We start from the raw sequence: 24,588 nt of genomic DNA on the forward strand, positions 1-24,588 counted from the left end.
GGGCAGTTCTCACTGTTCGATGCCGGTGGCGGTCACCAGCACCGGGTAGTGGCGCAGCCCCAGGCGCTCGGCCAGTTCGTCCCCGGACGCCGGTGCCAGCATCAGCCCGGGCGCCAGGGCACGCAGTGACGCCAGTGCCTGCGGTGACTCGACCTGGACCACCAACCCCACGGCCCCGAGCTCGCGCAGCGCCGGGGCACGCTGGCGCAGCCAGGCATGGGAGCGCGGGTCATCACCAACCAGGAACATCGGCGTGAGCCCCGGCGCCTGGATCGCCCGGGGAGCCACATCGCCAGGGGCCAAATGGGCAGAACGCACCGGCAGCATGGCCGCCTCGCCAGAAGGCCCTTCGGGCAGGCGTGGCATCTCGATCCTGGGAGATGGCCTGCTTCCGGTGCGTGGTTGCAGGTCCAGGGCCTGGTAGTAAGGCAGCGCGGAGGCACCGCCGTGATCCTCGACGACGATCAAGGGCGGCGTTTGCGCGAAGGCGGCTGGCACGGACACGAGCGGCAGCAAGCCGATCAGCCATGGCACAGCCGGACGGAAGATTCGAGGCTTCATGGCAGGGTTCTCCGGGGATCGTCGCCCCGCGCTGGCTGGCCCAGTAGGCGGGCCAGGTGACGGCCAACACTCTGGCGGTAGCGCGCAGCGGGTGCGCCACCAGCGGGGCGGTGGTAGCGGCCGATCGTGATCAGCCAGTCCTGGCCCGGCGCGTGCTGCTCGCGCAGGATCTGCGCGGCCAGCGCCAGGTTCCGATAGGGATCGAGCAGTTCGCAGGGGTGGTCGTAGCGGTGGCGCTGGTAGCCCAGGTTGATCTGGCCCAGGCCGGCGTCGATGCGGGTGCGCGGCACGTCGCGCAATGCCCGGTGCAGGCCGGCGCAGGCCTCGGCACGGGTGGCGAACCGATGCGATTCCCCGGCCACGTTGAGCGTCCAGGGCCAGGGCACGAGGCGGTCGTGGTACCGGGTGCCACTCTCCTGCAAGGCCACCGCGTACAGCACCGCAGGCGGGATGCCCGCACGCTGCGCTGCGAGTTGGTAGGCCGGCGGCGGGACCTCCTGCGCCTTCGCCTGGCCGAGTGACCAGCAGGCCAGCAGCGCGAGCGCGAGACGCCCCAGGCCTACTGTCGCTGCCATTGGCCGCCGACCTGGCGCACGACGGCGGGCAGTTCGCCCTGCAGGCCAAGGGACAGCCAGCGCCCACCATCGTGGTTGAGGGTGATGTGCCGGGCGCGCACTTTCACCGGGTCGATACGGGCCCGGCGTGCCCATTCACGGATGCGCGCGTCGTCGGCGCGACTGCCGACGACATAGACATCGAACTCGACGCCCGACGCCTGCAGCCGCTGCACGGCCTGGTCGCAGGCGGTGCATCCGTCCTTCACGAAGACGGCGGTTCGGTCGGTGCCCGATGCGATGGAGGTGCCCACGTCGGCCGGCTTGGCACCGGGCAGGTTGACCCGCGCCATGCCCGGCGCGATCCGTTGCCAGGCGGCGTCGTAGGCACGCTGGTAGGCCAGCGTCTTCTCGACCCGCCGGGCTTCAGCCCGAACCTGCAATTCCGCGTAGCGGCGGCGCTCCTCGTCGGAACGTGCTTCGATACCGAGGGCCGTGAGCGGGTCGAGGCTGGGCGAGTAGACGCCCAGCGGCCCCTGCATCAACTCGCGATAGCGCGTCCATTCATCCGTGCGCAGCCCCCAGTCCTGCGCCCGCTGTTCGTCGCTGCGAGCGATGGCCGCAGGAGCTTCACGGCTCGGCGCCGTCCTGGCCGCGGTGGTTGCGCCGGTGGGCTGCGCGAGCGCCGCCTGCATGGCGGAGGCGGCCAGCAATGCAACCAGCAACGGCGGGGTCAAGTGGCGCGGGACCATCGGTGTGGGCCTCCTTATCGGGGCGGGATGGGCAGCCTGCGGATCTCGTCTCCCTGCCGGAAGACGGCGCCATCGCGCTCGATCCCGTCCAGTCGCCAGCCACCCTCAGACTCTCCGGCGCGCAGCAGGCGGACATCGGCCAGCCCAGTGCCATCGGCAGGCATCACCGACACGAAGTGTTCTCCCGCACGCAGTTCCACTCCGATCAGGTGGAATGAAGGCTCAGCAGGCTTGGGTTGGGCCGCCACAGGTTGGGATGGCCGTGATGCGGGCAGCTTGGACTGGCGCGAGACCGGGCGGGCTTCCAGTCGCGTGACACGGGTTTCCAATGCGTGCAGCGCATCGGTGGCGGCGTATTGGGCCTGCGCCAGCTCGATCGCCGCCAGCCGCTGGTCCAACGCCGCGGTGTCCTGCTCGTAGCGCGCCTGCGGCAAGGCGGCGGGCTGAGTATGGCGTTGTTCGATCCGATGCGAGAGGCCATCCACTCGGGATTCGAGCAGGGACACCTGCGCGGTGGGCGCGAAGGCCTGGGTCTGTTCTGCCAGCCCGGACAAGGCCATGTGATCCACCAGCACCACCGCGCTGACGAGCAACAACCAGGTTGCGGCCGCGACCCGCAGCAGCGTCGTGCGCTGGCCAGTCGCCGAGTCCCGGATGGTCATGGCGAAACCTCCCGGATCAGCGGAGGGGTCTCCGCCGGATTGCTGGTCTTGGGTGGTGTGGGCTCGTGCGGCGTCCGGGCCTCCCGAAGGCTACGGATGAAACACACCTTCCGCTCGCCGTCGTCGACCTGCAGATCCCAGGCGGGACCGGCCAGGGTCAAGAGCGCGTCGCGCAGCAGGAGCGGGCCGAGCCGGTAGTGAGCCGCCGGCAGCGGCAAGGCCAGCAGATCGGCGGCCTGCTCATCGCACAGCCGGTAGCCGGAACGCAGGACGAGGTGCCGGAGGGCATCCCCGACGGTGGCGCCCAGCGTGCCGGGGATATCCACATCCACCACCTGCAGCAACAGGTCGTGCTGGGCCGCCGTGGGCGCGAGTTCGACCAGGGTGTAGCGGCCATACCGCGTCACTGGCACGAACTCCGCCACGGCCTCGGGCGCGATGTCGGTGGCTTCGGATGCCGGTGCTGGCGGCACGGTGTGCGTCATCGCGCAGCCGCTGGCCATGGCGGCCAGGAGCAAGCCGGGCAGACGGATCAGGTGGCTGCGTCCGGCGATACGGAAGGGCTGGCGGGATGGGCGCATGGATCGGTGTCCTGAAACAACGAGCCATCACCATCGCCGCGCCGGCCCTCTGCCGCAGCAAACAAAGCGAATCCATCGGCTCCCGATTTGCCAGGAAAAATGCCGGCGACCATGGGCCGCCGGCATGAGAGGCATGGATCATGCCGCCACGAGTTGTCTTGCCAATGCCACCTCGACGGAATCACCGTCCTGGTTCAGGACATCGAGCCCCGATTCCGGCACGTCGCCCGACGTGCTTTGCGACACCATGATCTTCCGGGCCATCAACCCCAGGCAGGTCATCTGCGAGGAGTTGGCGTAGCCGAGGTAGATCACGCGCACCGGCTGCTTCTGGCCGATGCGCCATGAGCGCCGGGCGGCCTGCTGCAACGAATACACGTTGTAGCCGGACTGGAGGAACACGATGGTCGGGAACTCCAGCAAGTCCAGGCCGGTTTTCACCAGCTCGGAATTGGTGATGAGCACGTCGATGCCGCGGTCCAACTGCTCGGCGATCCAGTCTTCGCGGCGGGAGGCATCCACGCTCGCGCGCAGCACCGCCACCTTGAAGCCTTCCTGCTCCAGCAGCACCTTCAAACGCGACGTGGTGTCGCGCGTGCCGGTGTAGACCGAATAGACCAGGGTCTTGCGACCTTCTGCCTTCTCCTGCCGGCAGATCTCGATCAGTTCGCGTTCCTTGGGCATCACCTCCAGTTCGTTGAACTGAGCCGGAACGAACGCCAAGGTGTTGCGCGTGCGCGGATGCACCACCGTCTCCGACCGGAAGCAGCAGTCCGGCCAGGCCAGCAGCACGTTGAGGACCACGCCGAGCAGTGTCGTGTCGCGCTTCGCAAGGGCCTGCTTCAGCTCCTGGGTCAGCCGACCCGCCAGATCGCGGTAGGCCGCGGCCTGCGCCTTGTCCATCGCGACTTCACGGAACTCCTCGTCGTAGGGCGGCAGCACGTTGCCACCGATGTCCTTCAACTTGAGGAAGACCGTGAACGGCAGGACGCAACGCAGCACGCCCTTGGGACCGAAACCCGGCGCCTTGACCGTGCGCACCGATACCTTGGTGCCCTTGGCCGTCTTGTGCGCCGTGCCGGTGCTCTCGGAATATATGTCCTTCAGAACACCGTGATCGCGCATGAACGCCATCGCGGCCGACGTCATGCTGCCGCTCTTCGTCGGCCGGTAGCCGTCTTCGATCATCCGCCCCGGCAGGGCTCGGAACAGCAGGTGGAACAGGTCGTCGCCGTAGCCGCCCATCAGCGTTCCGGTGAGCAGCAGCGTCTTGCGCGCCTTGGCCGCCAACACCCCCATGGCCTGGCCCTGTGCGGAGCCTCCGTTCTTGTACTCGTGCGCCTCGTCGGCGATGAGCAGGTCGAACGTGCCTTGGGGAAGCTGCCTCTTGATGAACTCGGACGGCTGGTAGCCGCCCTCGCCGAAGCCGAACTCCATGTTGGCCATCGCGCGTTCCATCCGGTGGGCTTGCCGGTCCGAGAAGACCAGTTCGCCGCGGTCGTCCATCAGGTTGATGAACTCGTGGATGTTGTCCCCGAGCATCGACGCGAGGAAGGCGTCACCGAACTTCTGCATCAGCTTCTGCGCGGTGACTTCGCCTATGGTAGGAATGCGCTTCAGTGCCTTGAGCACGGTCGAGGACTGGTCGCTGGCGGACAGGCCTCTGGGACGGATCAACGACCACAGCGGTGCACGGCAGTGACTGCACTTGCGGCGGGACTCCTCGGCTTCCAGCTCGACCGGGTTGATCGGCTCGCCGTCGAGGTCGGTGACGACATGCCCGCAATCCGGGCAGGCTCCCACGTCGCCGTGAGGCGTGTGCCGCCGAACGAAGACAGGCTTCCAGTGGAACCCCATCCGCATCCGCACGCGGCCCAGGACGAAGAACTCCTGGCCCTGCGCAGGCACGCCCAACTGCTCGCGCAGTTTCAGCAGCTTGACCAGCGTGTCCGGGCCATTGAGCACCCAGACCTTGGCGCCGGCCACCGTCTCCTGGATCTCGCGCCGCCACTTGTAGACCAGGTGGGGTGGCGAGAGCACCAGGGTGCGGCGGTAGCCCTCGGCGTTGAGCACGGCGGCGGTGGCAATACCCACCGTCGTCTTGCCGCAGCCCATCTCGCCATTGACGATCGCGGCGCGTTCGCCGCGGTCGACCAGTAGCTCGGTGACGGCATGGACCACATCGGCTTGCGCCGGGAACAGCTTGCGCTTGAGCGCGGCGAGGATCTGTTGCCGATGCACCCGCACCTGGCCGGTGTAGACCGGAGGATTGGCGCGGTTTAGCGAGTCGAGCAACTCGTCGCCGAACTCGGACACGAAGTCCTGCAGGCTGAGCGTGAGGGGTGAAGCGGCCGCTTCGAGCAGGTCGCCCTGCACAGCGGTTTCGGGAACGGTTTCGAGATCAAGGGACATGGTGATGCTCCAAGGCAATGGGGCATGCACCTCCCACACGGGGCGGTGACATGCCCCTGGGTGGGAAGAAAGACGCGGCAAAGAAACGTGTAGGTGCCGCTGGATGCGGATCAGTATTCGCTGGGCAACAGCAGTGTGGTAACGCTGCGATCCCATTCGGTGATGATCCAGAGCTTCAGGTCGCACGTGACCTGGTAGGACGAGAACAGACGATCCTCGCCGGACTTCAGCGCGGCGTCGTTCTGCCGCCGATCGCTGTCGTCCAGGTCGCCCCAGTCGCCATGAAGATGGCGGCGCAGGTACGGCGCGGGGTCGAGCCGGCCCTGCCGGACCAGTTCGTCGACGCCGGCGGTCATGACCACCTGCCCGGGGGAAAAGCGTGCTTGTGACGCGAGGTTGAGGATTGCGAGTGCCATGGTGGTTTCTCCTTCTGGAAGAAGGGGCCAAGGCACCCCCATCGGGGCAACGTGACCCCGGTGGGTGGATGAAAGCGACGGCGAACCGTCAGGGAACAGCGATCAGCGGATGGTCAGCACTTCGCCCCACGTGGGCGAGCCCAGCGTCAAGTCCCATGCACGAATGACCGGCACGAACTTGTCGGTGAGGATTCGCGTCTCGGCCACGGAGCCGTCGTCGCACTCGGTGTACTCCGTCTGGAGGGTCTTCTCCTTGTGGGTATCACCTTTGACGACGAGCACGCGCCCGCTCTTGGACGTCACCACGCCGGAGATCGCGCCTGCGGCCAAGGCCAGGGCGAGATGCCAGTGCGACAAGGCCCGCGCGGGCGGACGCAGCGATTGCTGCGCGGCGCCCAGGTGCGTATCGAACGCCGGCCAGAGTCCTTGCAGCCGGCCGACTTCATCGGCGAACTGCTCGGGCTCCATCGTCACGCGATAGAAGTGCTCCGGCTCGGCCGGGCTGGCAGGGACGGTGTACGACAGGAACGGCCATTCGAGCGGCAGCTCCTCGGCTTCGGCGTCACCCTGTCCGATCTGCAGCAGCAGACCGCGCACGGCCTTGGCCGATTCCGATGCCTGGTCGCGCTGGCGAACCCGGCGACCGAAGATCACCACCTGCTTGAACTGCGTTTCCACCGCACGGTAGATGCGCAGGTCGGCGAAGTGGCGCGTCAGCCATCCGACCAGCTCGGCGTCGAGCACGTAGGACGGCACGATGAAGACCAGCACGCCACCGTACTGCAGCAGCGGCAGCGCGCGCTGATAGAACAGCTTTTCCAGCCGCGCATGGCCCTGACCCTGATAGCCGATGTTGCCGTTCACGTCCTTGCTCAGGTCGCCATAGGGCGGGTTGAGCCACAGCAGGCCGAAGGACTGGCGCGAGATCAGCGTGTCCATCAGGTCGCCGTGAATGCAGCGATCGACCAGTTTCCGTGCGTGGCGGGCACGCTCGGCGTCGTACTCGACGGCGAAGGCCTGGACCTGCTCGCGCCCGAGGGCGTGGGCGGCTTCAGCGATCGCCACGCCTTCGCCGGCGCAGGGATCGAGGATGGACATGGCGCCGGGAGACGGCGCCAGCGCGGACAAGGCCCGCTCCAGCGTCGGCTCGTCGGTGGGGAAGTAGCCGTTACGAATGAAGTTGCGCGCCAGGCGCGGAAACATGAGTGCCATGGATTTCTCCTGGTGATGGATGAAGGAAGGCGGGCACGCGCGGCGCGCATGCCCGTGGGGATGGCTCACGCCACACGCCGAAGCGGTGCGTCCGCGGCCAGTTCGTACTGCGTGGCGCCGAGGGTGCCGTTGCGGATCAGCTCGCCCAACGCCTTCGTCAGCGCCGGGACATCGAGGGCCAGCCGATGGCCTTCCAGCGGCCCGAGGGCCAAGGGAAGACCGGTCAACATTCGCCGTGTCTGCAACAGCGCCAGCACGGTGTCGCGCCAGTGGTCGAGCAGTGGCAGCGGGCAGGTCTCCTGCACCAGCGTCCACAGCCGGTCGAGCCGGTGAGCGGAATCCCTGGGCAGCAGCGCCAGCGCGCTGGCGTTGGCCTTGTCTGGCTTCACGCAGCGACGATCGAACAGCCACACGTTCGTCAGCGAACCGAACAGCGTTCGCCGATAGGCACGGGTGATGCGCTTTTCCAGGTTCTCGACGTTGCCGACGAAGACCGGGATGGATGCGCCCTGCTCGGTGATGACGTGGAACTGATCCAGTCCCTGCTCATCCCGGCCGAGGGTCAGGCGGGCGAGGAACTCCTGAACAGCGGTGTCGCGCGCCCAGATCGAGAGAAAGACGAGATTGCCCTGCTCGTCACCGACGCAAGCGTCGGCCATGAGGTCGGGGCATTCGTCGATGCGGTACAGCGGTTTCGCGGAAGAAGGTGCAGGCATGGTGATGTCCTCTTGAAAATGAAGGAGCAACCACAGCCCGCGGGGCCGTGCTCGCCCCGGTTGGGTGAAGGAAGATGCGTGCCGCTAGACAGCGCACCCCGCGTGGAAGCGGTGAACCCGCTCGCGCCACTCGGGGCTTTGCACCGGCACCATGTCGAGATAGCGCAGCGGGCACGAGTAGTAGTACGGATGCACGGACTCATCGAGGGACTTGTAGCCCCAATCGCCGCCCGAACTTTCCAGCAGATGGCAGCCGATGTAGCAGACGGACTCACCGGCCGCGAGGCCCATGACGCCCGCCTGCCTGGCGGTGACGCGAACCACGGTCCACAGAACGTCGCCGTCCAGCGTGTGGTCGATGACTTCGCAGCAAGCGCGTTCGGACGCCTGCGGAGCGATCAGCTCGCGGATCAACTGATCGCGCGTCTGACGAACGAAGGTCCAGCCCATGAGGATCTCCTTGAAGAAATGGCCGGAGCCCTCCCCGTCGGGGGAGAACCCCGGCGGGTGGCGGAATGCCGCGCAAGGCGGCGAATGGATCAGGCAGCTTTGAGGTGCCAGTCCTGGGACAACGGAGCGAACTCGTAGCCCAGCTTGTCGAGACGGTCGCGCTGCTGACGCAGCACACGACGATCCACGGTCGCATCGAGCTTCACGGTCTCGCCCAGGGGCCACAAGGCACCGAACAGCGCCGCGTCGTCTGCCTCGGCCGAGGCCGCAGCGGACACGGGAGCCGGTTCGCTGCCGAACGGCGTGGTATCGACCAGGGGATCGCGCGGACTGCGCGGCTTCGCCTTCGGCTTGGCCGGGGGCGTTGCCGGCACGGGCGCCTGCGCTTCCTCGTCGATCGGATCGACTTCCTGCGGACTCAGCCGGCGGGCTTCGTCGCGGCTCAGGGCGTCGATGTTGGACAGCGTCATCCCGCCCAGATGGGCGCGGATCTCGATGACCATGCGGCCGTTGGCGTTGTACGTGGAGGGGCGAATCTCGACGATGACGAAATCACCGTCGTACTTGCCCTCGTGGTACTGATCGAGTTCGGCGTTCTTCACGACGAACTCGCCGATCGAGGTTGCCAGGCGGCCGACGTTGAAGTCGCCGTTCCTGCCGTGGATGGTCTTGATGGCCAGTTGGCCGGGGATGGTGATCATGAAGGTCTCCTGCTGACGAAGAGAAGACAAGGCCCCGGGAATGGGGCCTTGCGGATCAGAACGACTCGGCAACGGCCAATGCGGGGGCATCGGCAGCGTCGTCGGCAGCATCGGCGACGGGCTCCGAAGGCTCCGGTGCCGAGGCTTGCTGCGAAGCGGGCGCGTCGGACGTCACAGGGACTTCCGGCTCGCGCTCGTCGGTCTCGGTCGGCTTGGATTCGGCCTTGTAGACGAGCTTGCCGTCGACCTTGATCCAACTGACGAACAGCAGGCGGGCCTTGAGGCTCACACCCTGCTCGCCGGCACGCTTGCCCTTGGAGTAGGTGAAGGTGTCGGTCCACAGGTCGCCCAGGCGGAAGCCGATCATCACCTTCTTCTCGGCGTCGACCGCCTGAATGCAGCGGCGCACCAGGTGCTGCGCTTCCGATCCCGATACGCGCGTGTCGAAACGCACATACGAGACGTCATCGCTGGGACCGTTCAGGGCCGCGATGTCGCAGGCCAGGAACGCATCGCCTTTCTTGGGCTTCACCTCGCGGATGCGATTGAGGTACCCGAGGCCGGTGATGTGCAGATCAAAGTAGGACTTTTCGTTGGAAGTGGTCATGGTGAATCTCCTGAGAACAATGAGGCGGAGACACACCCGACCCAAGGCGGGGAAGGTGTGGAACCCCCGCGTGGGTTGATGGAACAGCTTGGTGGCATCGCCATCGAGAACCGATGGCCGTTCGCGCATGGATGCCGGTGCGAACTGGTGTGATCAACGCGGTCGGAACCGCGTCGCAGCCTTGAAGATCGTGGCTGCCTGGGCATGCTGCCGGCAACGCCAGCGAACATGCGGTCAGCGTGCGGCACATGGCGGCCGCCGTCCGCCGGGAATCGGCAATGCGCCGGCACCGCGTTCCGCGAAAAAGAAGAGCCCCGACATGGGGGCTCGAATGGGTTGCGGGTTAGTCGTCGTCGTAGAGCGTCAGCCCGTCCAGCACGGGCGCGTCGGCATCGAAGATCAGCAGACGCACGTCGGCGAGCGCGGCCAGGTGGAGCACCTCGACGAGGGACTCCGGCATGCCCTTGGCCCGGTGCTCCTGCCGCAGTTCTTCGGCGGTGATGCCCTCGACATGCTGCAGGTTCGCATCCGTCCAGGGGGTGGCGATCAGCTTCACGCCGACCGCCGGGCTGTAGGGAATGCGGAAGGCCACGAACAGAAAACCGCTCGGCGTGGCGATGTCGGCCAGGTTGGCCAGATAGCGGCCGGCCTCCTCGGTGATGTGCGCCGAACTGATTTCCCAGGCACGGCTGTAGAAGCCGGTCTCGAAGCGCAGGCGCCGCACCACCTCGCGCGCCGCTTCCTCGGAGTAGGTATCGCCGACGTGCAGCGGCTGGCCGGCTTCTTCGGCCATGACGGCGTAGACGAGGTTTCGGGCGATGCCGTGGCTGGGACACTGCGCGTCCAATTCGGGCGGCACGTTCTGGCCTTCCGTGATCAGCGCGAAGTCGTCGCAGAAGACGCAGGCATGGCGCTCGACCTGACTGTCCGGCAAGTGCGACTGCGAGACGTGCAGCGGCAGGTAGCTCAGCGGGCAGTCGTCGTCGTAGGAAATCGCCAGCAGCCGCTGCACGGACAGGCCATCGTAGCCGCGGGCGAAGGGATTGTTGGAATGGGACATGGGATTCCTCCAGCAGAGGATGGCCGAGGCAATCCCCTGCCGGGGATTGAACCCCAGCGAGTGGATGAAGTGGCAACCGGTCAGCCGGCCGCGGCGTCGGGCCGCCCTGGTGGCGGGCGGTGCAGGTCAGTGGAAGATGGTGATTCGGGCCATGGCCGCTCCTGCGAAAAGAAGGAGGGACATGGCCCCGAACGAGGACGCATGTCCCTCGTGGGGTGGGATGAAAGGACGGTGGGTTGCCAGGCGCGGCTCACCAGCCGTTGTAGTGCAGCGTGAGGTCAGCGATGACCTGGCGCCGTTCCAGATCGAGGCCGCCGAAGTCGGACAGCCCCTCGAAGCCGCAACGCTTGAGCATCGCGCCGCCCTCGCGGGAGTTGTAGAAGCTCACCATCGCGGACAGGAACATGCGTTGACCGCTGCTCAGCACGCCCAAGGCGTCGTTGAGCATCAGCATGTTGGGCCGCAGGTCCCACTTGGTGGTGGCACGCTGCAGACCTTCGCGTGTGCCGTCGCCGAACCACTCGTGGCCGGCGATCTGCGCGCCGCGCTTCCAGGCCTCGAAGAAGGCCTGCGGTGCAGCGTCGAAGTGCGCTTGTTCCAGCGCCATCTGATCGAGCACGTCTTCGGGTAAAGACAGATTCATGAGAGAACTCCTTGAAGGGTGGGAATCAGGGGTGAGCGCGCTGTGTCCAGGCGTGGGTATCCAGGGCGCGCTGTGCTGCGAGGTGGGTCGGGAAATACTCGACGGACTCCCGCGATACCGGGCCTTCGTCGTCTTGTGTGCCGATGTAGTGGCCGGCCGCGCTGCGCAGCACCTGTAGCGGCAAACGCTTGCTGGTCCAGGCCAGCGCCAGCGCACCACTGCGCACTGCGGTTGCAGAGGAAGATGCGGAAGGTTCAGACATGCCGTGCTCCTTGGTGGGTCGAGGAGCACGCATCACGCAGGGGATGGGGTTCCCCTCGGGTGGTTGAGAAAAGTGCATCGTCGCCAGGCCGGCGAGCGTCCGCGGTGGGCGATGCGAAGCGGACTGGATCGGTCAACGCGGCGAACCGCGTTGCAGTCTTGAAGACCGGGACTGCCAGGGCATGCCGCTGACGACGGTCAGCAACGCATGAGGGTGAGCTTCGGACTATCAGATAGCCGCGTCACGCAGCAATCGGGCGCAGTGGCGTCCCCGATTGGGGTCGGGCGCGCCCGGTCCTCTATTGCGATGTGCCTGCACCATTATTCAATAGATGTTGTATTATTGAACTATGAACGAGACCCAAGCCGTTTCCGCCCTGGGCGCCCTGGCCCACACCCAGCGCCTTCGCGTGTTCCGCGCCCTGGTCGTCGCCGGCCCCGAAGGGCTCACGCCCAGCGTCCTAGCCGACCAGCTCGACGTGGCCCGCAACACCCTGTCCTTCCATCTGAAGGAGCTGGCCCATGCCGGCCTCGTCACCATCGAGCAACAGGGCCGCAACCTGATCTACCGCGCCGACTTCGCCCACATGAACGGGCTGCTCGGCTACCTGACCGAGCACTGCTGCCAAGGTGGCGTGTGCGAGGCCAATGAATCCACCCGTGCCTGCGCCTCCTGCTGAAAGGAACCTCCATGAAACGCTTCCACGTCCACCTGCACGTCGATGACCTGAATCGCAGCATCGGCTTCTATTCCCAACTGTTCGCCGCGCAGCCGGCTCGCATCGAGGCCGACTACGCGAAGTGGATGCTCGAAGACCCGCCGGTCAACTTCGCCATCTCCACGCGCGGCAGCAAGCCGGGCATCGACCACCTGGGCATCCAGACCGATGACGCCGACGAACTCACCGCCCTGAAGGCCCGCGCGCAGGCTGCCGACATGGCGCTGCTCGACGAAGGCACCACGACCTGCTGCTATGCACGCAGTGAGAAGCACTGGGTCACCGACCCGCAGGGCGTGGCCTGGGAGCATTTCCACACGCTGGGCAACATCCCCGTGTTCAACGAAGCGCCGCAGCCCGCGCCGAGCACAGCTCCAGCTTGCTGCGCGCCGAGTGACAGTCGCGCCGCCGCGAAACGGGCTGCTTCTTGCTGCTGACGCGAGGCATCGATGACGACTGAAACCACCTACAACGCGCTGTTCATCTGCACCGGAAATTCGGCGCGTTCCATCCTGGCCGAAGGCATCCTCAACGAACTGGGCCTGGGACGGTTTCGCGCCTACTCGGCGGGGAGCCACCCCAAGAGCGAAGTCCACCCGCTGGCGCTCGCCACGCTGGAGCGCCTGCGCCTGCCAACGACCGGCTACCGCAGCAAGAGCTGGGACGAATTCGTGGCGCCCGGTGCGCCGGTGTTCGATTTCATCTTCACCGTCTGCGACAACGCCGCTGGCGAGGTGTGTCCCGTATGGCCGGGCAAGCCGGTGTCGGCCCATTGGGGCGTGCCCGATCCGGCCGCCGTCGAAGGCAGCGAGGAACAGCAGCGCAAGGCGTTCATGGACGCCGCGTTGACGCTCAAGCGTCGCATCGAGCTGTTCCTGTCGCTGCCGCTCCAACGGCTCGATGCCATGTCGCTGCAGCATGAGCTGCGCGTCATCGGCAAGCAGTGAGGTAGCACGATGACCGTACAGACAGAAGCCGTCGCCGCCACGCCATCGTTCTCGATGAGCATCTTCGAGCGCTACCTGACGGTGTGGGTGCTGCTGTGCATCGTCGCCGGCATCGCCCTGGGCCAGCTCGCGCCTGGCGCGTTCCAGGCCGTCGGCCGCATGGAAGTGGCCCAGGTCAACCTGCCGGTCGGCCTGCTCATATGGGTCATGGTGATCCCAATGCTGCTCAAGGTGGATTTCGGCGCGCTCGGCCAGGTTCGCCAGCACTGGCGTGGCATCGGCGTGACGCTGTTCGTCAACTGGGCGGTCAAGCCGTTCTCGATGGCACTGCTGGCCTGGCTGTTCATCCGCCACGTCTTCGCCGACTGGCTGCCGGCCGACCAGCTCGACAGCTACGTCGCCGGCCTGATCCTGCTGGCCGCCGCACCGTGCACAGCGATGGTGTTCGTGTGGAGCCGACTGACCGGCGGCGACCCGGTATTCACTCTGTCGCAGGTGGCGCTGAACGACACCATCATGGTGTTCGCCTTCGCGCCCATCGTCGGGCTGCTGCTGGGCCTGTCGGCGATCACCGTGCCGTGGGACACGCTGCTGACCTCAGTGGTGCTCTACATCATCATCCCCGTCGTCCTCGCGCAGGTGTGGCGCCGCTCGCTGCTGCGTCGTGGACAGGCCGCGTTCGACCGCGCGCTGGAGCGCCTCGGCCCGCTCTCAATCGCAGCGCTGCTGCTGACGCTGGTGTTGCTATTCGCCTTCCAGGGCCAGGCCATCCTGCGACAGCCGCTGGTGATCGCCATGCTCGCCGTGCCCATTCTGATCCAGGTGTTCTTCAATTCCGGCCTCGCCTACTGGCTCAACCGCAGGGTCGGCGAGAAGCACAACATCGCGTGTCCCTCGGCGTTGATCGGTGCCAGCAACTTTTTCGAGCTGGCAGTGGCAGCGGCCATCAGCCTGTTCGGCTTCCATTCCGGCGCGGCCCTCGCCACCGTGGTCGGCGTGCTGATCGAAGTGCCGGTGATGCTGCTGGTGGTGCGCGTGGTCAACCGTTCCCGCGCCTGGTACGAACAGGCCCCGCGCAACGCAGCGAGGCATCCGGCATGAGTACCGTCACGATCTACCACAACCCGGACTGCGGCACGTCGCGCAACACGCTGGCGCTGATCCGCGCCAGCGGCATCGAGCCCACGGTCATCGAGTACCTGAAGACGCCGCCCGACCGCGAGACCTTGAAGGCGCTGATCGCGCGGATGGGCATGGGCGTGCGGGATGTGTTGCGCATCAAGGGCACGCCCTACAAGGAACTGGGCCTGGATGCCGCGCATTGGAGCGACGACCAGTTGATCGATCAGATGCTGGCGTACCCGATCCTCATCAATCGGCCCATCGTGGTGTCGCGCTCGGGCGTGCGCCTGTGCCGCCCCTCGGACATGGTGATCGACCTGCTGCCGCAACGACCGGCGGGCGAGAACCGCAAGGAGGATGGCACGCCGCTGCTGGTGGATACGCCGATCGCCGGCAGCGACCCGGACCTCGCCCTGGCTTTGCAAGAGGCCGTGCTTCCCACGGACGACCTGGCCGAACCAGGGCGCAGCTTCTTCGCCTATGCCACGGTGTCCGGCGAGCGCGTGGGCTACGGCGGCTTCGAGCGCCTGGGCCGAGACGTGCTCGTGCGCTCCCTGGTGGTGCTGCCACACGCACGCCATCGCGGCATCGGCGGCGGAATGTTCGCACTGCTGCTGCGCCGTGCCTTCGACGAGGGCGGGCGCGACGCCTGGTTGCTGACCACGACGGCTGCGCCGTTCTTCGAGCGCGCGGGCTTCAAGCCAATCGAGCGCAGCGCCGCACCGGCGGCCATCCTTGCCACACGGCAGGCCGCAAGCCTTTGTCCTTCGAGCGCCGTGCTGCTTGGACGTCGAATGTCACTGTGATGTGCCCTCACAAGGACATCCCGGGACACAGAGGTGCATCAGTGAAATGACTAATCGCCGAAGGCCACGCGGGCCTTCGGCTGGAGAGGAAGGAAAACCACCTGTGGGCTGCGTCAGCGCGGGCCGTCGTCAAAGCCGTTCGCTGCATCAGCAATCGCACCCGGCCCGTTTCGTGGCTGGGGCCGGAAACCTTTGGCACGCATACGCGCACAAAGGGAGCCCGTTGTTCCGCCGGCGGGCACCGGCACCGAATACCGTCGACCGCAAGCGGTCTCCTGGCGCCTCGCAGTTTTCCACACCAAGGCGTCAGGAGACCGCTCGCGTATCGGCGGAAGCACGTCGATCAGCGGAACCGCGGCGAACGCGATCCGGGGAGAAATGACCTTCTCGCCCAGCAGGCCGTGATGGGCCTGCAGGACGCGCACACCGTTGCAGAAGGGAACGCGCGCTGGGGAGTCCCGCGGGGTGCGGGAGGTTTGCCCCGCCGTCGGCAGCAGCCGGCGTGGCAGAGGGAAACGTGGGCGTCAGCTCGCCTTCGGAGACCGACGCCGCGGGCTTGGCGCTGCGGGCTTGCCTGTCGCGGTTTCGACCGGCTCCGTGCCCTTGCAGTCCGGGTAGCGGCTGCACGACCAGAACACGCCGCTCTTGCTGCTACGCTGGCGCATCGGGGCGCCGCACTGCGGGCAGTCCGGCGCGGGCGGCAGCTTGAGGTCCAGCGTGGCGCCGCGGTACTGCTGCACGAGCCGGGCGACCCAGCTCGATTGCTTGGCGATGAAGGTGTCCAGTGCCATCTGGCCGGCCTCGATCATGTCCAGTGCCTGCTCCCACACCGCCGTGGTCCCCGGGTCGGCGATGGCCGCCGGCACGGCGTCGATCAACGTGAAGGCCGCATCCGATGCACGGATGGCGCGGCCTTTCTTCAAGAGATAGCCGCGGGCCAGCAGCCCGCTGATGATGTTGGCGCGCGTCGCCTCGGTGCCGATGCCCGTGGTGTCCTTCAGCTTCTGCTTCAGGCGCGGGTCGGTCACGAGCTTGGCGACGCCCTTCATGGCCTTGACCAGCTCGCCCTGCGTGTAGGGCTTGGGCGGCAGCGTCTTCAATGCCTTCAGCTCGACCTGACCGACTTGACAGGCATCGCCAGCCTTCAACGCTGGCAATACTTGGCCGCACCGTGCATCCTCTCCGTCCGTGTCGTCAAGGGCCGGCGCCGCCAGCACCTGGCGCCATCCGGCCGTCGCGATCTGCTTGCCGACCGCCACCAGCGACTGCCCGCCGCACGTGAGCTGCGCCACCGTTCGGTCAAACTCGTGATGCGGCAGGAACTGCGCGAGGTAGTGGGCGCGGATCAGCCGGTAGACGGCCAACTCCTTGTCGGTCATCGCCGAGAGATTGGCCGGCTCCAGCGTGGGGATGATGCCGTGATGCGCCGTGACCTTGCCGTCGTTCCACGCTCGCGAACGCTGCTGGCGGTCCAGGCGGTCGATCAACGGCCGCAGGCTGGGATCGGTCTTGACCAGGCTGTCGAGCACGGCCGGCACCTCGGCCAGCATGCTCTCGGGCAGGTAGCCCGAATCCGAGCGCGGATACGTCGTCGCCTTGTGCGTCTCGTACAGCGCCTGGGCAATGTCCAGCGTCTCCTGCACGTCGAGGCCCAACTGCTTGGAACACACTTCCTGCAAGGTGCCGAGGTCGAACGGCAGCGGCGGGCCTTCGCGCGCGCGCTCGGTCTCCACCGACAGCACCTGGGCGGTGCCGGCCGCGCGCAGGCGTTCGGCGGCCTGCTGCGCCACCGGCTGCTGCAGGCAACGGCCGGCTTCGTCGGTGCTACCCTGCGGCGGTGTCCAGCTTGCGACAAAGGTCTGGCCTGCATGCGACAGTGCGACCTCGATGGCCCAGAACGGCACCGAGACGAAGCGCGCGATCTCGCGATCACGGTCCACGACCAGCTTGAGCGTCGGCGTCTGCACGCGCCCGACCGATAGCACGCCGTTGTAGCCGGCCTGGCGGCCCAGCAGCGTGAACAGGCGGCTCAGGTTCATCCCGATCAGCCAGTCGGCGCGCGATCGGGCGAGTGCGGAGAAATACAGCGGCAGCGTCTCGGCGGACGGCTTGAGCGCACCCAGCGCCTTGCGGATCGACGCATCGTTGAGCGCCGACAGCCACAGGCGCTGAATCGGCCCGCGGTAGCCGCATAGGTCGATGATCTCGCGGGCGATCATCTCGCCCTCGCGGTCGGCGTCGGTCGCAATCACCAACTCGCTCGCCTTGGCGACGAACTGCTGCACGACCTTGAATTGCGCTGCGGTCGCCGCCTTGGGCTCGACACGCCAACGCTCAGGAAGAATGGGCAGTTGCTCGAGGGCCCAGCGCTTGTATTGCTCGCCGTAACCTTCGGGCGGAACCGCCTCCACCAGATGACCGATGCACCAGGTCACGACGACACCGGCGCCGCTGTAGCAGCCGTTGCCGCGTTGACCGGCGCCCAGCACACGGGCGATGTCCTTGCCCTGGGAGGGCTTCTCGCACAGAAACACGCGCATGAAGCCTCCTGGGTGTGCGTGACGGTCATCGAATGGACGTCAGCATTCCCGGCCGACGTGTGCGCGGCAGCAAACAAAATGGAAGCGGAGGACACCAGGTTGTGCTGGTGCAGAACGCGGGCGGCAGATGCGCTGGCGCAAGGGAAGCGGGTGCGGGCTGCTACAGCCGCTTCCTGGGGGACGGGGGATCGCGTGGCCGGACAGACCTCGTCGGCATTCGGATTGCGGGAGATGGCCTTCAGGGGTAGCATCCATAGTCAGGCGCCCGCCCAAGCTCTGGACAGCTTGAAACAGGCATTCGCAGCTCCCCGCAGTACCCCTCGCTTTCAATCATCCGGAGTACCGGCTGTTCGACAGCGACAAAACGTCCAGCGCTCGAACAGTAGCGGAGTATTCCGATGAGCAACTATGTACGTTCAGCCGCCTTCGCGGCTTCCCGGGTCCTTGCTGCGCAAGGCTTGACGGTCAAGCGTTCCCACCTCTCCGAGGTCATTGCCGCGTTGCTGGGATACCGCACGCACGCGGCACTGTCCGTTGAGGAGGCGGATCCCAAGCTCGACTACCACCTGGAGGATGCCGAGATCCTCGTGCTCAACCTGCCGATGGGCGAGAGGCGGGCCGCGGAACTCGGCCTTGCAGCGGCGGGCGCGGCACCGTCGGCCGTCACCACGGCTTGCGTCGAGGCGTTGAAGGCCAGCGCCGGTTCCACGGACGTGTACGTCAGTGTGGCCGACTTCTACGACTTGCATGCCCGCCAGGCATTGGCCGAAACGATCTACAACGCCGATGATGTGGCCGGTGCGATGGCTGAGAGCAATGCCTCGTTCCCCGACGAGCCCGATATGGACATCGAGTGCCCCCCGACAACGGACCTGTGGGCGGCGGTCGACGAATGGACGATCGAGGCCGACGGCACCATGACGGGCGAATACGACCCCGAAGGTGATCGCATGTTCAATGGGGACACGCTGAACTGCCGTGGCTGGCTGATCTACCGCAAGGCAGGTCGCGCCGGGCTGGTGTTCATCGAGGGCGATGGAACGGGTGGAGCCGACGACAGTTGGCGTGACCTGGATCGCGATGACGAATGGGCGTATCAGCAGAGCTTGGGCAGCAATCCGGCGAACTGATGAAGCGACAAGCTCCGGCGGCAGTGGAAACTGCCGCCAGTCTTTGTTCTGCGGTTCGTCACACCGAGATAACTACCTTGGTACGAGATGGTTCTTGAGTAGGAACCAGCACATGTTGAGCGCGAAGGAACGGCCAAGGCGCGTCATCTGACCTTCCGGGATGCCAACAGGGCGATGCGCGCCTGGGCTCAGAAAGCCGAACACGCCAGCAAGTCCTTTCTCCTCCTCAGTCGTGAACTCGTCGCATCCAAGCCAGGACTCCAGGGAAACAAGACCGCTGCAGGTAACTGCGCTATAACCGCGATAGCGAATAATCGATGCGGGGACGGAGGATATATGCGCGTCAGGCGTTTGAAGATTGAAAACTTCCGATGCGTCTCTCAAGGGAGTGTTGATTTTGCTGGGCACACACTTCTGGTCGGAGGCAACAACATTGGGAAGTCAACGGTGTGCGAGGCTCTTGATCTCGTCCTCGGTCCTGAGCGCATATTCCGCAGGCCTGTCGTTGACGAGCATGACTTTCATTGTGGCCGCTATCTGAATGCGGAAGGCGCGCCGGTTGAAATTCGCATTGAGGCGATCCTGGTCGATCTTTCCGAAGAGGCGCAGCGGCGCTTTGGTGGCCATCTCCGCAGGTGGGACGACTTGGCGGGTACGTTCATAGACGAGGAGCAGGATGGTCTTGGAAAGGCCGATGGTCCGGCAGTGATCTGGGCTCTACCACTTCTGTTTGTCGGTCGGTACGACCCGGAAGAGGACGATTTCGTCGGCAACACATTCTTCGACCATCCAACCAAAGAGGTCGATGCTCTCGACGAAGAAACCGAGGTCAAGCTCGGTCAGGGCCGTGTTCCGTTCACGCGTGTGCACAAGCGCCTTTGCGGCTTTGTGTTTTTGCGGACGTTGCGGACCGGTTCACGCGCTCTCAGCCTGCAGCGCGGTTCGTTGCTCGATTCCGTATTGAAGCTGGGCGGCGCCGGTGCCGTCGAGATGTGGCGGGACACTCTGGCCAGACTACAAGCGCTTGACCCGGCAATCGGCGAGATCGAGCAACTGAAGCATATCCGCTCAGAGTTACGATCCCGGATGGGACGCTTCGTCAACTTGGCGCCTGGTGACGATGCGACGGCCTTCTTTGCTTCGGACCTGACGCGCGAGCATCTCCGGGAAGTCGTGCGGCTGTTTATCGCAGCTCAACCTGGTCAGCATCTCGTACCGTTCGGTCGGCTGGGTACTGGTTCAATCAACCTGCTGGTCTTCGCTCTCCTGACCTTCATTGCCGAATTGAAGGACAAGCAATCGGTGATCTTCGCGATGGAGGAGCCGGAAATTGCGCTCCCGCCACACACGCAGCGCCGGGTGACGCGGTTCGTGCTCGCGGAAATGGGGCAATCGATTGTCACTTCGCATTCACCCTACGTGATCGAACAGTTCGATCATGAGCAGATTGTCATCCTGAACCGCAACGAGACCGGCGCTCTGACAGGCCAGCCGATCGATGGCCAGGCGATTAAGTCCAAGACGTTCCGCGTCGAACGGCGTCAATTCGCCGAGGCAATTCTGAGCCGGGCGGTGCTGGTCGTGGAGGGATCGACGGAGGCAGCCCTATTTCCGGTAGCTTCGTCGATCATGGAGGCGTCCCTCAATCCGGAGGACTACACCCACCTCGATCTGGCTGGCGTCAGCATTTTCAATGCCGGCGGGGATGGCTCGGTACCGCGTCATGGTCCGGTGTTTTCGGCGCTCGGAAAGCTCGCCTTCGGTTTCTACGACAAACCCAACGCCCCGCTGAACCAGGATGCGATGGACAAGCTGAAGAGCTATACGCAGGTTTGGGAGTCCCCCGAGAAGGGCATTGAGGAGCTGCTCGTAAAGGAGACGCCCATCGCAGTTGTGAGGCGGTTTCTCAATGAGGTGAAGGATCGACCCGACTATCCCAGTGTCGGCGTCTATGATCCGGCGGCGGGCGATGGTGAGGTAACTGCATTGGCGACGAAGGTTTTGAAGGCGCGCAAGGGCGACGCTTACGGCTATGCCGCCATGATGATCAGCCAGTGCCAGCACGCCGACCAGCTACCGGCGACGATCCGAGAAATCCTTGAAACCATCCACAAGGCGCTGAGCGCCGTTTCCGAAGATGTCGCAGCACCGCCGCCGGACGACTTGGAGGATCTCTTCTAATGAAGCTGGAGCTGTGCGAAAAACGCAAGGCGGTCATCGCACAAGGCGGACACCTTTTGGTCCTCGGCGGGCCCGGCTCCGGCAAGACCACGATCGCCCTGCTGAAGGCCCAGCGCCAGTCTGCGACGCTCAAGCCAGGACAGGGAATCCTCTTTCTCAGCTTCTCGCGCGCTGCCATCCGCCAGGTTCTCCTGCGCTGCAAGGAGATCCTGACGCCAGCCGAACGGCGGGCCGTCACCGTCCAGACCTATCACGCCTTTTGCATGGAGATTCTGGAAGCCCACGGCCGCCTCCTGCACGGCCGGCCGATCCGCTTTCTCTACCCCGGGGAGGAACGTCTTCAGAAATCGGCGTTCGATGGGGATTGGATGGTCGAGCGACGACGTCTGGCATCGGAGCAAGGGCTCTACTGCTTCGATCTCTTCGCAGCGGGCGCGGCAGACCTACTGGAGGGATGCGCGGCGCTGCGCGACCTCATTGCCGATCGGTTTCCGATGATCATCGTCGACGAGTTCCAGGACACCGACGACAACCAGTGGCGGATCGTTCGCGCTCTGGCTGAAGTCACGGACGTGTTCTGCCTTGCCGATCCAGAACAGCGGATCTTTGATTACCGGGATGATATCGATCCGCGCCGGCTGGATATTCTCCGAGAGGATATCCAGGTCACCGAGTTCGATCTGGGCGGGGAAAACCACAGAAGCCCAAACGCGGGAATCCTTCAGTTCGCCGACGCAGTACTGCACAACCACAGTCCGCTGCCGGCCACCCCAGACATCAAACAGGTTTCGTACTGGCAGAACACGTTTGCCGCAACGGTCCATGCAGCGGTGATATGGACCTTCAGCGCGTTGCGGAAGAAGGGGGTCGAGCATCCGAGCGTGGCGGTGCTGTCGAGAAGCAATTCGCTCATCGCCGACCTTTCGGTGATCCTGTCGGAGACGCACACTTACAACAAGCAGACCCTACCCGTCATCGAACATGATGTCGTTTGGGATGCTGAGCTTTCCGCGGCGGCGGCGGTGGTCGTGGCGTCAATCCTAGAATGGCCGACCGGCCCGGCCGAAGAGACCCTTGCGCGGACGCTCCGGGTCATTGCTGGATATTACAAGCTGAAGAACGCGGAGGAGCCGACCAACGCCGCGGCGGAGCACGCACGTAAGTATGACGAGGCGGCAGCCAAGGTGGCGACGGGCGAAGGACCGCGCATCAATGCCGCGAAAGCCCTCGTCGCGGTCTACAAGGCTGGCATCGATCTGGTCGGAGAACCTGTCGCGGACTGGAAAGCGGCGCGCTGGGTGCTTCACGATATTCCAGCGCTGAATGAGCTGTTCCGCGAGGCCCGGCTAGTGCGGCTGTTCAGGGCGACCGACGCTCTGGCCTCCGGACTCGGCGAGCGTTGGCTCGCCTTGAGCAGCTATGCAGGTGCGAGCGAACTAGTCAAACGTATCCTCGAGCAGGAGCGGCTCGTGGCAGCCGAGCGCGACCCCCAAGGCTGCATCCTGATGAATATGCACAAGGCCAAGGGAAAGGAGTTCGATGGGGTCGTTCTCGTGGAAGGCGCTTTCAAGTCGAGCTTCTTCGATGAGAGGAATGAGCAGCCGCCGTTTGAACGTAGCCGCCGGCTGCTGCGGGTCGGCCTGACGCGGGCTAGGACGCTAGTGACGATCGTGCGACCGCAGAATGCCCGGCCGCTGGTCGATTGAGCGGATCGGTGGCCAGTCTGACGAACAAGGCGACCGATGACGCGACCGTCCTCGTCATCAAGCTGAACGGGAACAGCCGTGGGGATCCTGCTTGGCTGGTCAGGATTGCGGCGCACCACTATCAGATGCAGAGGGCTTCGCACCCAACGTCACCGCCTCAATGCGATACGGCAGAATGCCCACGCGCCGCGCTTCGATCTTGAAGGTCACCCGTTCGTTCTCGTCGGCGTCCTCCCATTCGTCGCGCACGGTGCGGCCCTCGACCAGCACCCGCATACCTTTCTGGTACAGCGTCTTCCAGTGCTCGGCGTCGCGGTGCCACAGCTCCACGGGCGCCCAGAAGCCGCCGCGATCTTCGTACTCGCCGTCCTTCTTCGGGATCGGGTTGTCGAAATAGACGTTCAGGCGAAGCAGCCGGCGCGGCTCGTCGTTGCCGTTCGGAAATTCGCGGTAGTCCGGCGCAGAACCGATGTTGCCCTCGCCGACGAAGTGCGTGCTCATGGTGACTCCTTGGTGGTGGGTGGAACGGACGCGGTATGCCCGTGGACGCGCCGCAGGTAAGCCGCTTCGGCCTGCGCGGCCTTGTTGGCGCATTCCAGGGCTTGGCGAGCGATGCTGTGGGTCAGGCTGATCTGCATGTTCAGTACGATGCGCTGCAGTTCGATCGCGTACAGCTCGTCGATCAGCGAGGCCGGCGTCGCGGGGTTGGCCAGCAGGGCCTCCCACAACGCCACGCCCATGGAGGAACGGTCGAGGTTGCGCCAACGCAGGAAGGTCGTCCCTGCGCCAGTGGCCTGCTGGGCCAGTTGCACGTCGAGCAGGCTGAAGGGGTAGGCGCGTGCCTGGGGCAGCACACGCCGCTGCGCCAGGCCAATCAGGTCGTCGCGCAGCGCTGCGCACTGGCTGGCCCAGGTCTCCAGACTCCCCTTACCCTTAAAGGGCTGTAAAAGGCCTTTTAGGTAGCCTGCGTGTTCCAGCCGCTGGAAGTCCGCCTGTTCCAGCGCCACGAAGCGCGGGGAGTGGCCGATGGGGATCGATGCCGTCATGCGCCTGCACCCTCATCGCCCGCCGCACCATCGGCTGCGCCATCCGTGTGAGCCGACGCATTGGGCACGATGGCTGGCGCAGCAGGCGGCGTGCCGGGCTTGTTCGACCGCCGCGCGATGGGTGGCGCGAAGCGCGAGCGGCGCGTGCCTTCCAGCACGTCCTGCGGCAACTCGCCGAACTTCTCCAGCGCCGCTCGCGCCGCAGCGTTCTTCGCCGCGAAGTCGTCGCGCGTCGCGCCCGAGTAGCGGTACTGCTGGGCCAGCGAGAACAGGCTGCGCAGCGCGTGCGCGCCGTCATTGAGCCAGCGCTCCAAGGTGCTGCGGTCGATCAGCGCCGTGTGGTGCGCCAGGATGAGTTTGCGCGCCAGGTCGTCGTAGTCGGCCAGCAGGTACACCGCCATGAAGCCGAGTTGGGCATTCACGAACAGCGGCAGCTTCACCGGCTGCACGTTCATGTTATCGCCCAACGACAGCGCCGGGGGTACATCAGCCAGCGCCTGGTCCACCTGCTCGCGCAGCGCCTGCAGCGTGCTCTTGGTCTGCTCCAGCTTGTCTTCGATACGCAGCATCCAGAAATCGGAGTACGGATCGTCCTGCTCGGCGCCGCGCTTCATCTTGTTCATGGCGCTGATGAAGCCGTTGAGACCGATGATGCCGGCGCGTCCCTCGGTCGGCGCACGGCCGTGCCAGATGCGCGAAGCGTGATGAGTGTGCAGCGTCAGCGACATCGCGCTGCGCAGCGAGCCGAGATTCAGTTGCAGGTGTTCATAGGCCATGGGTGACGACTCGCATTAACGGAACGA

Annotated in this window: 27 protein-coding genes; 8 read left to right on the forward strand and 19 right to left on the reverse strand. The window is 65.6% G+C overall.

Translation table 11 applies throughout. The annotated features are described in order from the left end of the window. Positions 1 to 9: 9 nt before the first annotated feature. The 15 genes from CDN36_RS10290 to CDN36_RS10360 all read right to left on the reverse strand — a co-directional run bounded on the left by CDN36_RS10290 (position 10) and on the right by CDN36_RS10360 (position 11,589). Positions 10 to 561: an integrating conjugative element protein gene (locus CDN36_RS10290; RefSeq protein ID WP_287496677.1), complete on the reverse strand. Its 552-nt coding sequence runs from the start codon at positions 559 to 561 to the stop codon at positions 10 to 12. Continuing rightward, on the reverse strand, positions 558 to 1,136 hold the full coding sequence (locus CDN36_RS10295) for a lysozyme family protein (RefSeq protein ID WP_287496678.1): 579 nt from the start codon (positions 1,134 to 1,136) through the stop codon (positions 558 to 560). Before CDN36_RS10295 ends, CDN36_RS10290 begins: the two co-directional genes overlap by 4 nt. Next, positions 1,121 to 1,810, reverse strand: coding sequence for a TIGR03759 family integrating conjugative element protein (locus CDN36_RS10300; RefSeq protein ID WP_502920358.1), 690 nt, complete (start codon positions 1,808 to 1,810; stop codon positions 1,121 to 1,123). Before CDN36_RS10300 ends, CDN36_RS10295 begins: the two co-directional genes overlap by 16 nt. A 71-nt stretch (positions 1,811 to 1,881) precedes the next feature. After that, entirely contained in the window at positions 1,882 to 2,529 is a 648-nt protein-coding gene (locus CDN36_RS10305) for a hypothetical protein (protein ID WP_287496679.1), read from the reverse strand. Further along, the gene (pilL2, locus tag CDN36_RS10310; RefSeq protein WP_287496680.1) at positions 2,526 to 3,110 is read right to left on the reverse strand and encodes a PFGI-1 class ICE element type IV pilus protein PilL2; all 585 of its coding nucleotides are present in this window, start codon (positions 3,108 to 3,110) and stop codon (positions 2,526 to 2,528) included. Before pilL2 ends, CDN36_RS10305 begins: the two co-directional genes overlap by 4 nt. A 138-nt stretch (positions 3,111 to 3,248) precedes the next feature. After that, entirely contained in the window at positions 3,249 to 5,522 is a 2,274-nt protein-coding gene (locus tag CDN36_RS10315; protein ID WP_287496681.1) for a helicase-related protein, read from the reverse strand. A gap of 110 nt (positions 5,523 to 5,632) precedes the next feature. Continuing rightward, positions 5,633 to 5,938 carry a hypothetical protein gene (locus tag CDN36_RS10320; protein ID WP_287496682.1) on the reverse strand — a complete coding sequence of 102 codons (306 nt, stop codon included), beginning with the start codon at positions 5,936 to 5,938 and terminating at the stop codon, positions 5,633 to 5,635. 102 nt (positions 5,939 to 6,040) lie between these two features. Next, complete coding sequence (locus tag CDN36_RS10325) at positions 6,041 to 7,150, reverse strand: DUF6094 domain-containing protein (protein WP_287496683.1); 1,110 nt, start codon at positions 7,148 to 7,150, stop codon at positions 6,041 to 6,043. Positions 7,151 to 7,215: 65 nt separating this feature from the next. Continuing rightward, a complete protein-coding gene (locus CDN36_RS10330) occupies positions 7,216 to 7,866 on the reverse strand; it encodes a hypothetical protein (protein WP_023083174.1) in 651 nt (216 codons plus the stop codon). Positions 7,867 to 7,950: 84 nt separating this feature from the next. Further along, on the reverse strand, positions 7,951 to 8,316 hold the full coding sequence (locus CDN36_RS10335) for a hypothetical protein (protein ID WP_287496684.1): 366 nt from the start codon (positions 8,314 to 8,316) through the stop codon (positions 7,951 to 7,953). A gap of 89 nt (positions 8,317 to 8,405) precedes the next feature. Beyond that, the gene (locus tag CDN36_RS10340; RefSeq protein WP_027350509.1) at positions 8,406 to 9,017 is read right to left on the reverse strand and encodes a DUF3275 family protein; all 612 of its coding nucleotides are present in this window, start codon (positions 9,015 to 9,017) and stop codon (positions 8,406 to 8,408) included. 55 nt (positions 9,018 to 9,072) lie between these two features. Further along, positions 9,073 to 9,624: an STY4534 family ICE replication protein gene (locus tag CDN36_RS10345; protein WP_027350508.1), complete on the reverse strand. Its 552-nt coding sequence runs from the start codon at positions 9,622 to 9,624 to the stop codon at positions 9,073 to 9,075. A gap of 343 nt (positions 9,625 to 9,967) precedes the next feature. Then, positions 9,968 to 10,684, reverse strand: a complete 717-nt coding sequence (locus CDN36_RS10350; protein ID WP_287496685.1) for a DUF5983 family protein — start codon at positions 10,682 to 10,684, stop codon at positions 9,968 to 9,970. Positions 10,685 to 10,934: 250 nt separating this feature from the next. Further along, the gene (locus CDN36_RS10355; protein ID WP_003141051.1) at positions 10,935 to 11,327 is read right to left on the reverse strand and encodes a hypothetical protein; all 393 of its coding nucleotides are present in this window, start codon (positions 11,325 to 11,327) and stop codon (positions 10,935 to 10,937) included. Between the two features lie 25 nt (positions 11,328 to 11,352). Continuing rightward, positions 11,353 to 11,589: a hypothetical protein gene (locus tag CDN36_RS10360; RefSeq protein ID WP_027350507.1), complete on the reverse strand. Its 237-nt coding sequence runs from the start codon at positions 11,587 to 11,589 to the stop codon at positions 11,353 to 11,355. 349 nt (positions 11,590 to 11,938) lie between these two features. Here CDN36_RS10360 and CDN36_RS10365 point away from each other — a divergent pair, with 349 nt between their 5' ends. Genes CDN36_RS10365 through arsN2 form a run of 5 tightly spaced genes read left to right on the forward strand, consistent with a single transcriptional unit; the run spans position 11,939 to position 15,182 of the window. Further along, entirely contained in the window at positions 11,939 to 12,268 is a 330-nt protein-coding gene (locus CDN36_RS10365; RefSeq protein ID WP_024537143.1) for an ArsR/SmtB family transcription factor, read from the forward strand. A gap of 11 nt (positions 12,269 to 12,279) precedes the next feature. Beyond that, the gene (locus tag CDN36_RS10370; protein WP_011829938.1) at positions 12,280 to 12,744 is read left to right on the forward strand and encodes an ArsI/CadI family heavy metal resistance metalloenzyme; all 465 of its coding nucleotides are present in this window, start codon (positions 12,280 to 12,282) and stop codon (positions 12,742 to 12,744) included. A 12-nt stretch (positions 12,745 to 12,756) separates the two neighbouring features. After that, positions 12,757 to 13,254, forward strand: a complete 498-nt coding sequence (locus CDN36_RS10375; protein WP_027350506.1) for an arsenate reductase ArsC — start codon at positions 12,757 to 12,759, stop codon at positions 13,252 to 13,254. 9 nt (positions 13,255 to 13,263) lie between these two features. Continuing rightward, positions 13,264 to 14,355: an ACR3 family arsenite efflux transporter gene (gene arsB / locus CDN36_RS10380; protein WP_011829936.1), complete on the forward strand. Its 1,092-nt coding sequence runs from the start codon at positions 13,264 to 13,266 to the stop codon at positions 14,353 to 14,355. Beyond that, complete coding sequence (gene arsN2, locus CDN36_RS10385; RefSeq protein ID WP_024537140.1) at positions 14,352 to 15,182, forward strand: arsenic resistance N-acetyltransferase ArsN2; 831 nt, start codon at positions 14,352 to 14,354, stop codon at positions 15,180 to 15,182. Before arsB ends, arsN2 begins: the two co-directional genes overlap by 4 nt. A gap of 524 nt (positions 15,183 to 15,706) precedes the next feature. Here the strand turns inward: arsN2 and CDN36_RS10390 are convergent. After that, positions 15,707 to 17,722 carry a DNA topoisomerase III gene (locus tag CDN36_RS10390; protein ID WP_043223335.1) on the reverse strand — a complete coding sequence of 672 codons (2,016 nt, stop codon included), beginning with the start codon at positions 17,720 to 17,722 and terminating at the stop codon, positions 15,707 to 15,709. Between the two features lie 398 nt (positions 17,723 to 18,120). Here CDN36_RS10390 and CDN36_RS10395 point away from each other — a divergent pair, with 398 nt between their 5' ends. The 3 genes from CDN36_RS10395 to CDN36_RS10405 all read left to right on the forward strand — a co-directional run bounded on the left by CDN36_RS10395 (position 18,121) and on the right by CDN36_RS10405 (position 22,739). Continuing rightward, the gene (locus tag CDN36_RS10395) at positions 18,121 to 18,852 is read left to right on the forward strand and encodes a hypothetical protein (RefSeq protein ID WP_051594437.1); all 732 of its coding nucleotides are present in this window, start codon (positions 18,121 to 18,123) and stop codon (positions 18,850 to 18,852) included. Positions 18,853 to 19,188: 336 nt separating this feature from the next. Next, positions 19,189 to 21,033, forward strand: coding sequence for an ATP-dependent nuclease (locus CDN36_RS10400; RefSeq protein ID WP_121372569.1), 1,845 nt, complete (start codon positions 19,189 to 19,191; stop codon positions 21,031 to 21,033). Beyond that, the gene (locus tag CDN36_RS10405) at positions 21,033 to 22,739 is read left to right on the forward strand and encodes a UvrD-helicase domain-containing protein (protein WP_043223332.1); all 1,707 of its coding nucleotides are present in this window, start codon (positions 21,033 to 21,035) and stop codon (positions 22,737 to 22,739) included. The genes CDN36_RS10400 and CDN36_RS10405 overlap by 1 nt, the downstream gene beginning before the upstream one ends. 99 nt (positions 22,740 to 22,838) lie before the next feature. Here the strand turns inward: CDN36_RS10405 and CDN36_RS10410 are convergent, their stop codons facing one another. From CDN36_RS10410 to CDN36_RS10420, 3 genes are read right to left on the reverse strand one after another with little or no spacing between them, the layout of a single operon-like run. After that, a complete protein-coding gene (locus CDN36_RS10410) occupies positions 22,839 to 23,240 on the reverse strand; it encodes a single-stranded DNA-binding protein (protein ID WP_032963659.1) in 402 nt (133 codons plus the stop codon). Beyond that, the gene (locus CDN36_RS10415) at positions 23,237 to 23,785 is read right to left on the reverse strand and encodes a DUF3158 family protein (protein WP_043223326.1); all 549 of its coding nucleotides are present in this window, start codon (positions 23,783 to 23,785) and stop codon (positions 23,237 to 23,239) included. Before CDN36_RS10415 ends, CDN36_RS10410 begins: the two co-directional genes overlap by 4 nt. Continuing rightward, positions 23,782 to 24,561, reverse strand: a complete 780-nt coding sequence (locus CDN36_RS10420; protein ID WP_043223324.1) for a PFL_4669 family integrating conjugative element protein — start codon at positions 24,559 to 24,561, stop codon at positions 23,782 to 23,784. The genes CDN36_RS10415 and CDN36_RS10420 overlap by 4 nt, the downstream gene beginning before the upstream one ends. Between the last annotated feature and the right edge of the window lie 27 nt (positions 24,562 to 24,588).

This window comes from Pandoraea sp. CB10b_02, from assembly GCF_002216225.1.
Lineage (GTDB): Bacteria > Pseudomonadota > Gammaproteobacteria > Burkholderiales > Burkholderiaceae > Pandoraea > Pandoraea nosoerga.

Coding starts and splice junctions, on each gene's coding strand:
- CDN36_RS10290 (WP_287496677.1), bottom strand. CDS start 561: ATGAAGCCTCGAATCTTCCGTCCGGCTGTGCCATGGCTGATCGGCTTG.
- CDN36_RS10295 (WP_287496678.1), bottom strand. CDS start 1,136: ATGGCAGCGACAGTAGGCCTGGGGCGTCTCGCGCTCGCGCTGCTGGCC.
- CDN36_RS10300 (WP_502920358.1), bottom strand. CDS start 1,810: ATGCAGGCGGCGCTCGCGCAGCCCACCGGCGCAACCACCGCGGCCAGG.
- CDN36_RS10305 (WP_287496679.1), bottom strand. CDS start 2,529: ATGACCATCCGGGACTCGGCGACTGGCCAGCGCACGACGCTGCTGCGG.
- pilL2 (WP_287496680.1), bottom strand. CDS start 3,110: ATGCGCCCATCCCGCCAGCCCTTCCGTATCGCCGGACGCAGCCACCTG.
- CDN36_RS10315 (WP_287496681.1), bottom strand. CDS start 5,522: ATGTCCCTTGATCTCGAAACCGTTCCCGAAACCGCTGTGCAGGGCGAC.
- CDN36_RS10320 (WP_287496682.1), bottom strand. CDS start 5,938: ATGGCACTCGCAATCCTCAACCTCGCGTCACAAGCACGCTTTTCCCCC.
- CDN36_RS10325 (WP_287496683.1), bottom strand. CDS start 7,150: ATGGCACTCATGTTTCCGCGCCTGGCGCGCAACTTCATTCGTAACGGC.
- CDN36_RS10330 (WP_023083174.1), bottom strand. CDS start 7,866: ATGCCTGCACCTTCTTCCGCGAAACCGCTGTACCGCATCGACGAATGC.
- CDN36_RS10335 (WP_287496684.1), bottom strand. CDS start 8,316: ATGGGCTGGACCTTCGTTCGTCAGACGCGCGATCAGTTGATCCGCGAG.
- CDN36_RS10340 (WP_027350509.1), bottom strand. CDS start 9,017: ATGATCACCATCCCCGGCCAACTGGCCATCAAGACCATCCACGGCAGG.
- CDN36_RS10345 (WP_027350508.1), bottom strand. CDS start 9,624: ATGACCACTTCCAACGAAAAGTCCTACTTTGATCTGCACATCACCGGC.
- CDN36_RS10350 (WP_287496685.1), bottom strand. CDS start 10,684: ATGTCCCATTCCAACAATCCCTTCGCCCGCGGCTACGATGGCCTGTCC.
- CDN36_RS10355 (WP_003141051.1), bottom strand. CDS start 11,327: ATGAATCTGTCTTTACCCGAAGACGTGCTCGATCAGATGGCGCTGGAA.
- CDN36_RS10360 (WP_027350507.1), bottom strand. CDS start 11,589: ATGTCTGAACCTTCCGCATCTTCCTCTGCAACCGCAGTGCGCAGTGGT.
- CDN36_RS10365 (WP_024537143.1), top strand. CDS start 11,939: ATGAACGAGACCCAAGCCGTTTCCGCCCTGGGCGCCCTGGCCCACACC.
- CDN36_RS10370 (WP_011829938.1), top strand. CDS start 12,280: ATGAAACGCTTCCACGTCCACCTGCACGTCGATGACCTGAATCGCAGC.
- CDN36_RS10375 (WP_027350506.1), top strand. CDS start 12,757: ATGACGACTGAAACCACCTACAACGCGCTGTTCATCTGCACCGGAAAT.
- arsB (WP_011829936.1), top strand. CDS start 13,264: ATGACCGTACAGACAGAAGCCGTCGCCGCCACGCCATCGTTCTCGATG.
- arsN2 (WP_024537140.1), top strand. CDS start 14,352: ATGAGTACCGTCACGATCTACCACAACCCGGACTGCGGCACGTCGCGC.
- CDN36_RS10390 (WP_043223335.1), bottom strand. CDS start 17,722: ATGCGCGTGTTTCTGTGCGAGAAGCCCTCCCAGGGCAAGGACATCGCC.
- CDN36_RS10395 (WP_051594437.1), top strand. CDS start 18,121: ATGAGCAACTATGTACGTTCAGCCGCCTTCGCGGCTTCCCGGGTCCTT.
- CDN36_RS10400 (WP_121372569.1), top strand. CDS start 19,189: ATGCGCGTCAGGCGTTTGAAGATTGAAAACTTCCGATGCGTCTCTCAA.
- CDN36_RS10405 (WP_043223332.1), top strand. CDS start 21,033: ATGAAGCTGGAGCTGTGCGAAAAACGCAAGGCGGTCATCGCACAAGGC.
- CDN36_RS10410 (WP_032963659.1), bottom strand. CDS start 23,240: ATGAGCACGCACTTCGTCGGCGAGGGCAACATCGGTTCTGCGCCGGAC.
- CDN36_RS10415 (WP_043223326.1), bottom strand. CDS start 23,785: ATGACGGCATCGATCCCCATCGGCCACTCCCCGCGCTTCGTGGCGCTG.
- CDN36_RS10420 (WP_043223324.1), bottom strand. CDS start 24,561: ATGGCCTATGAACACCTGCAACTGAATCTCGGCTCGCTGCGCAGCGCG.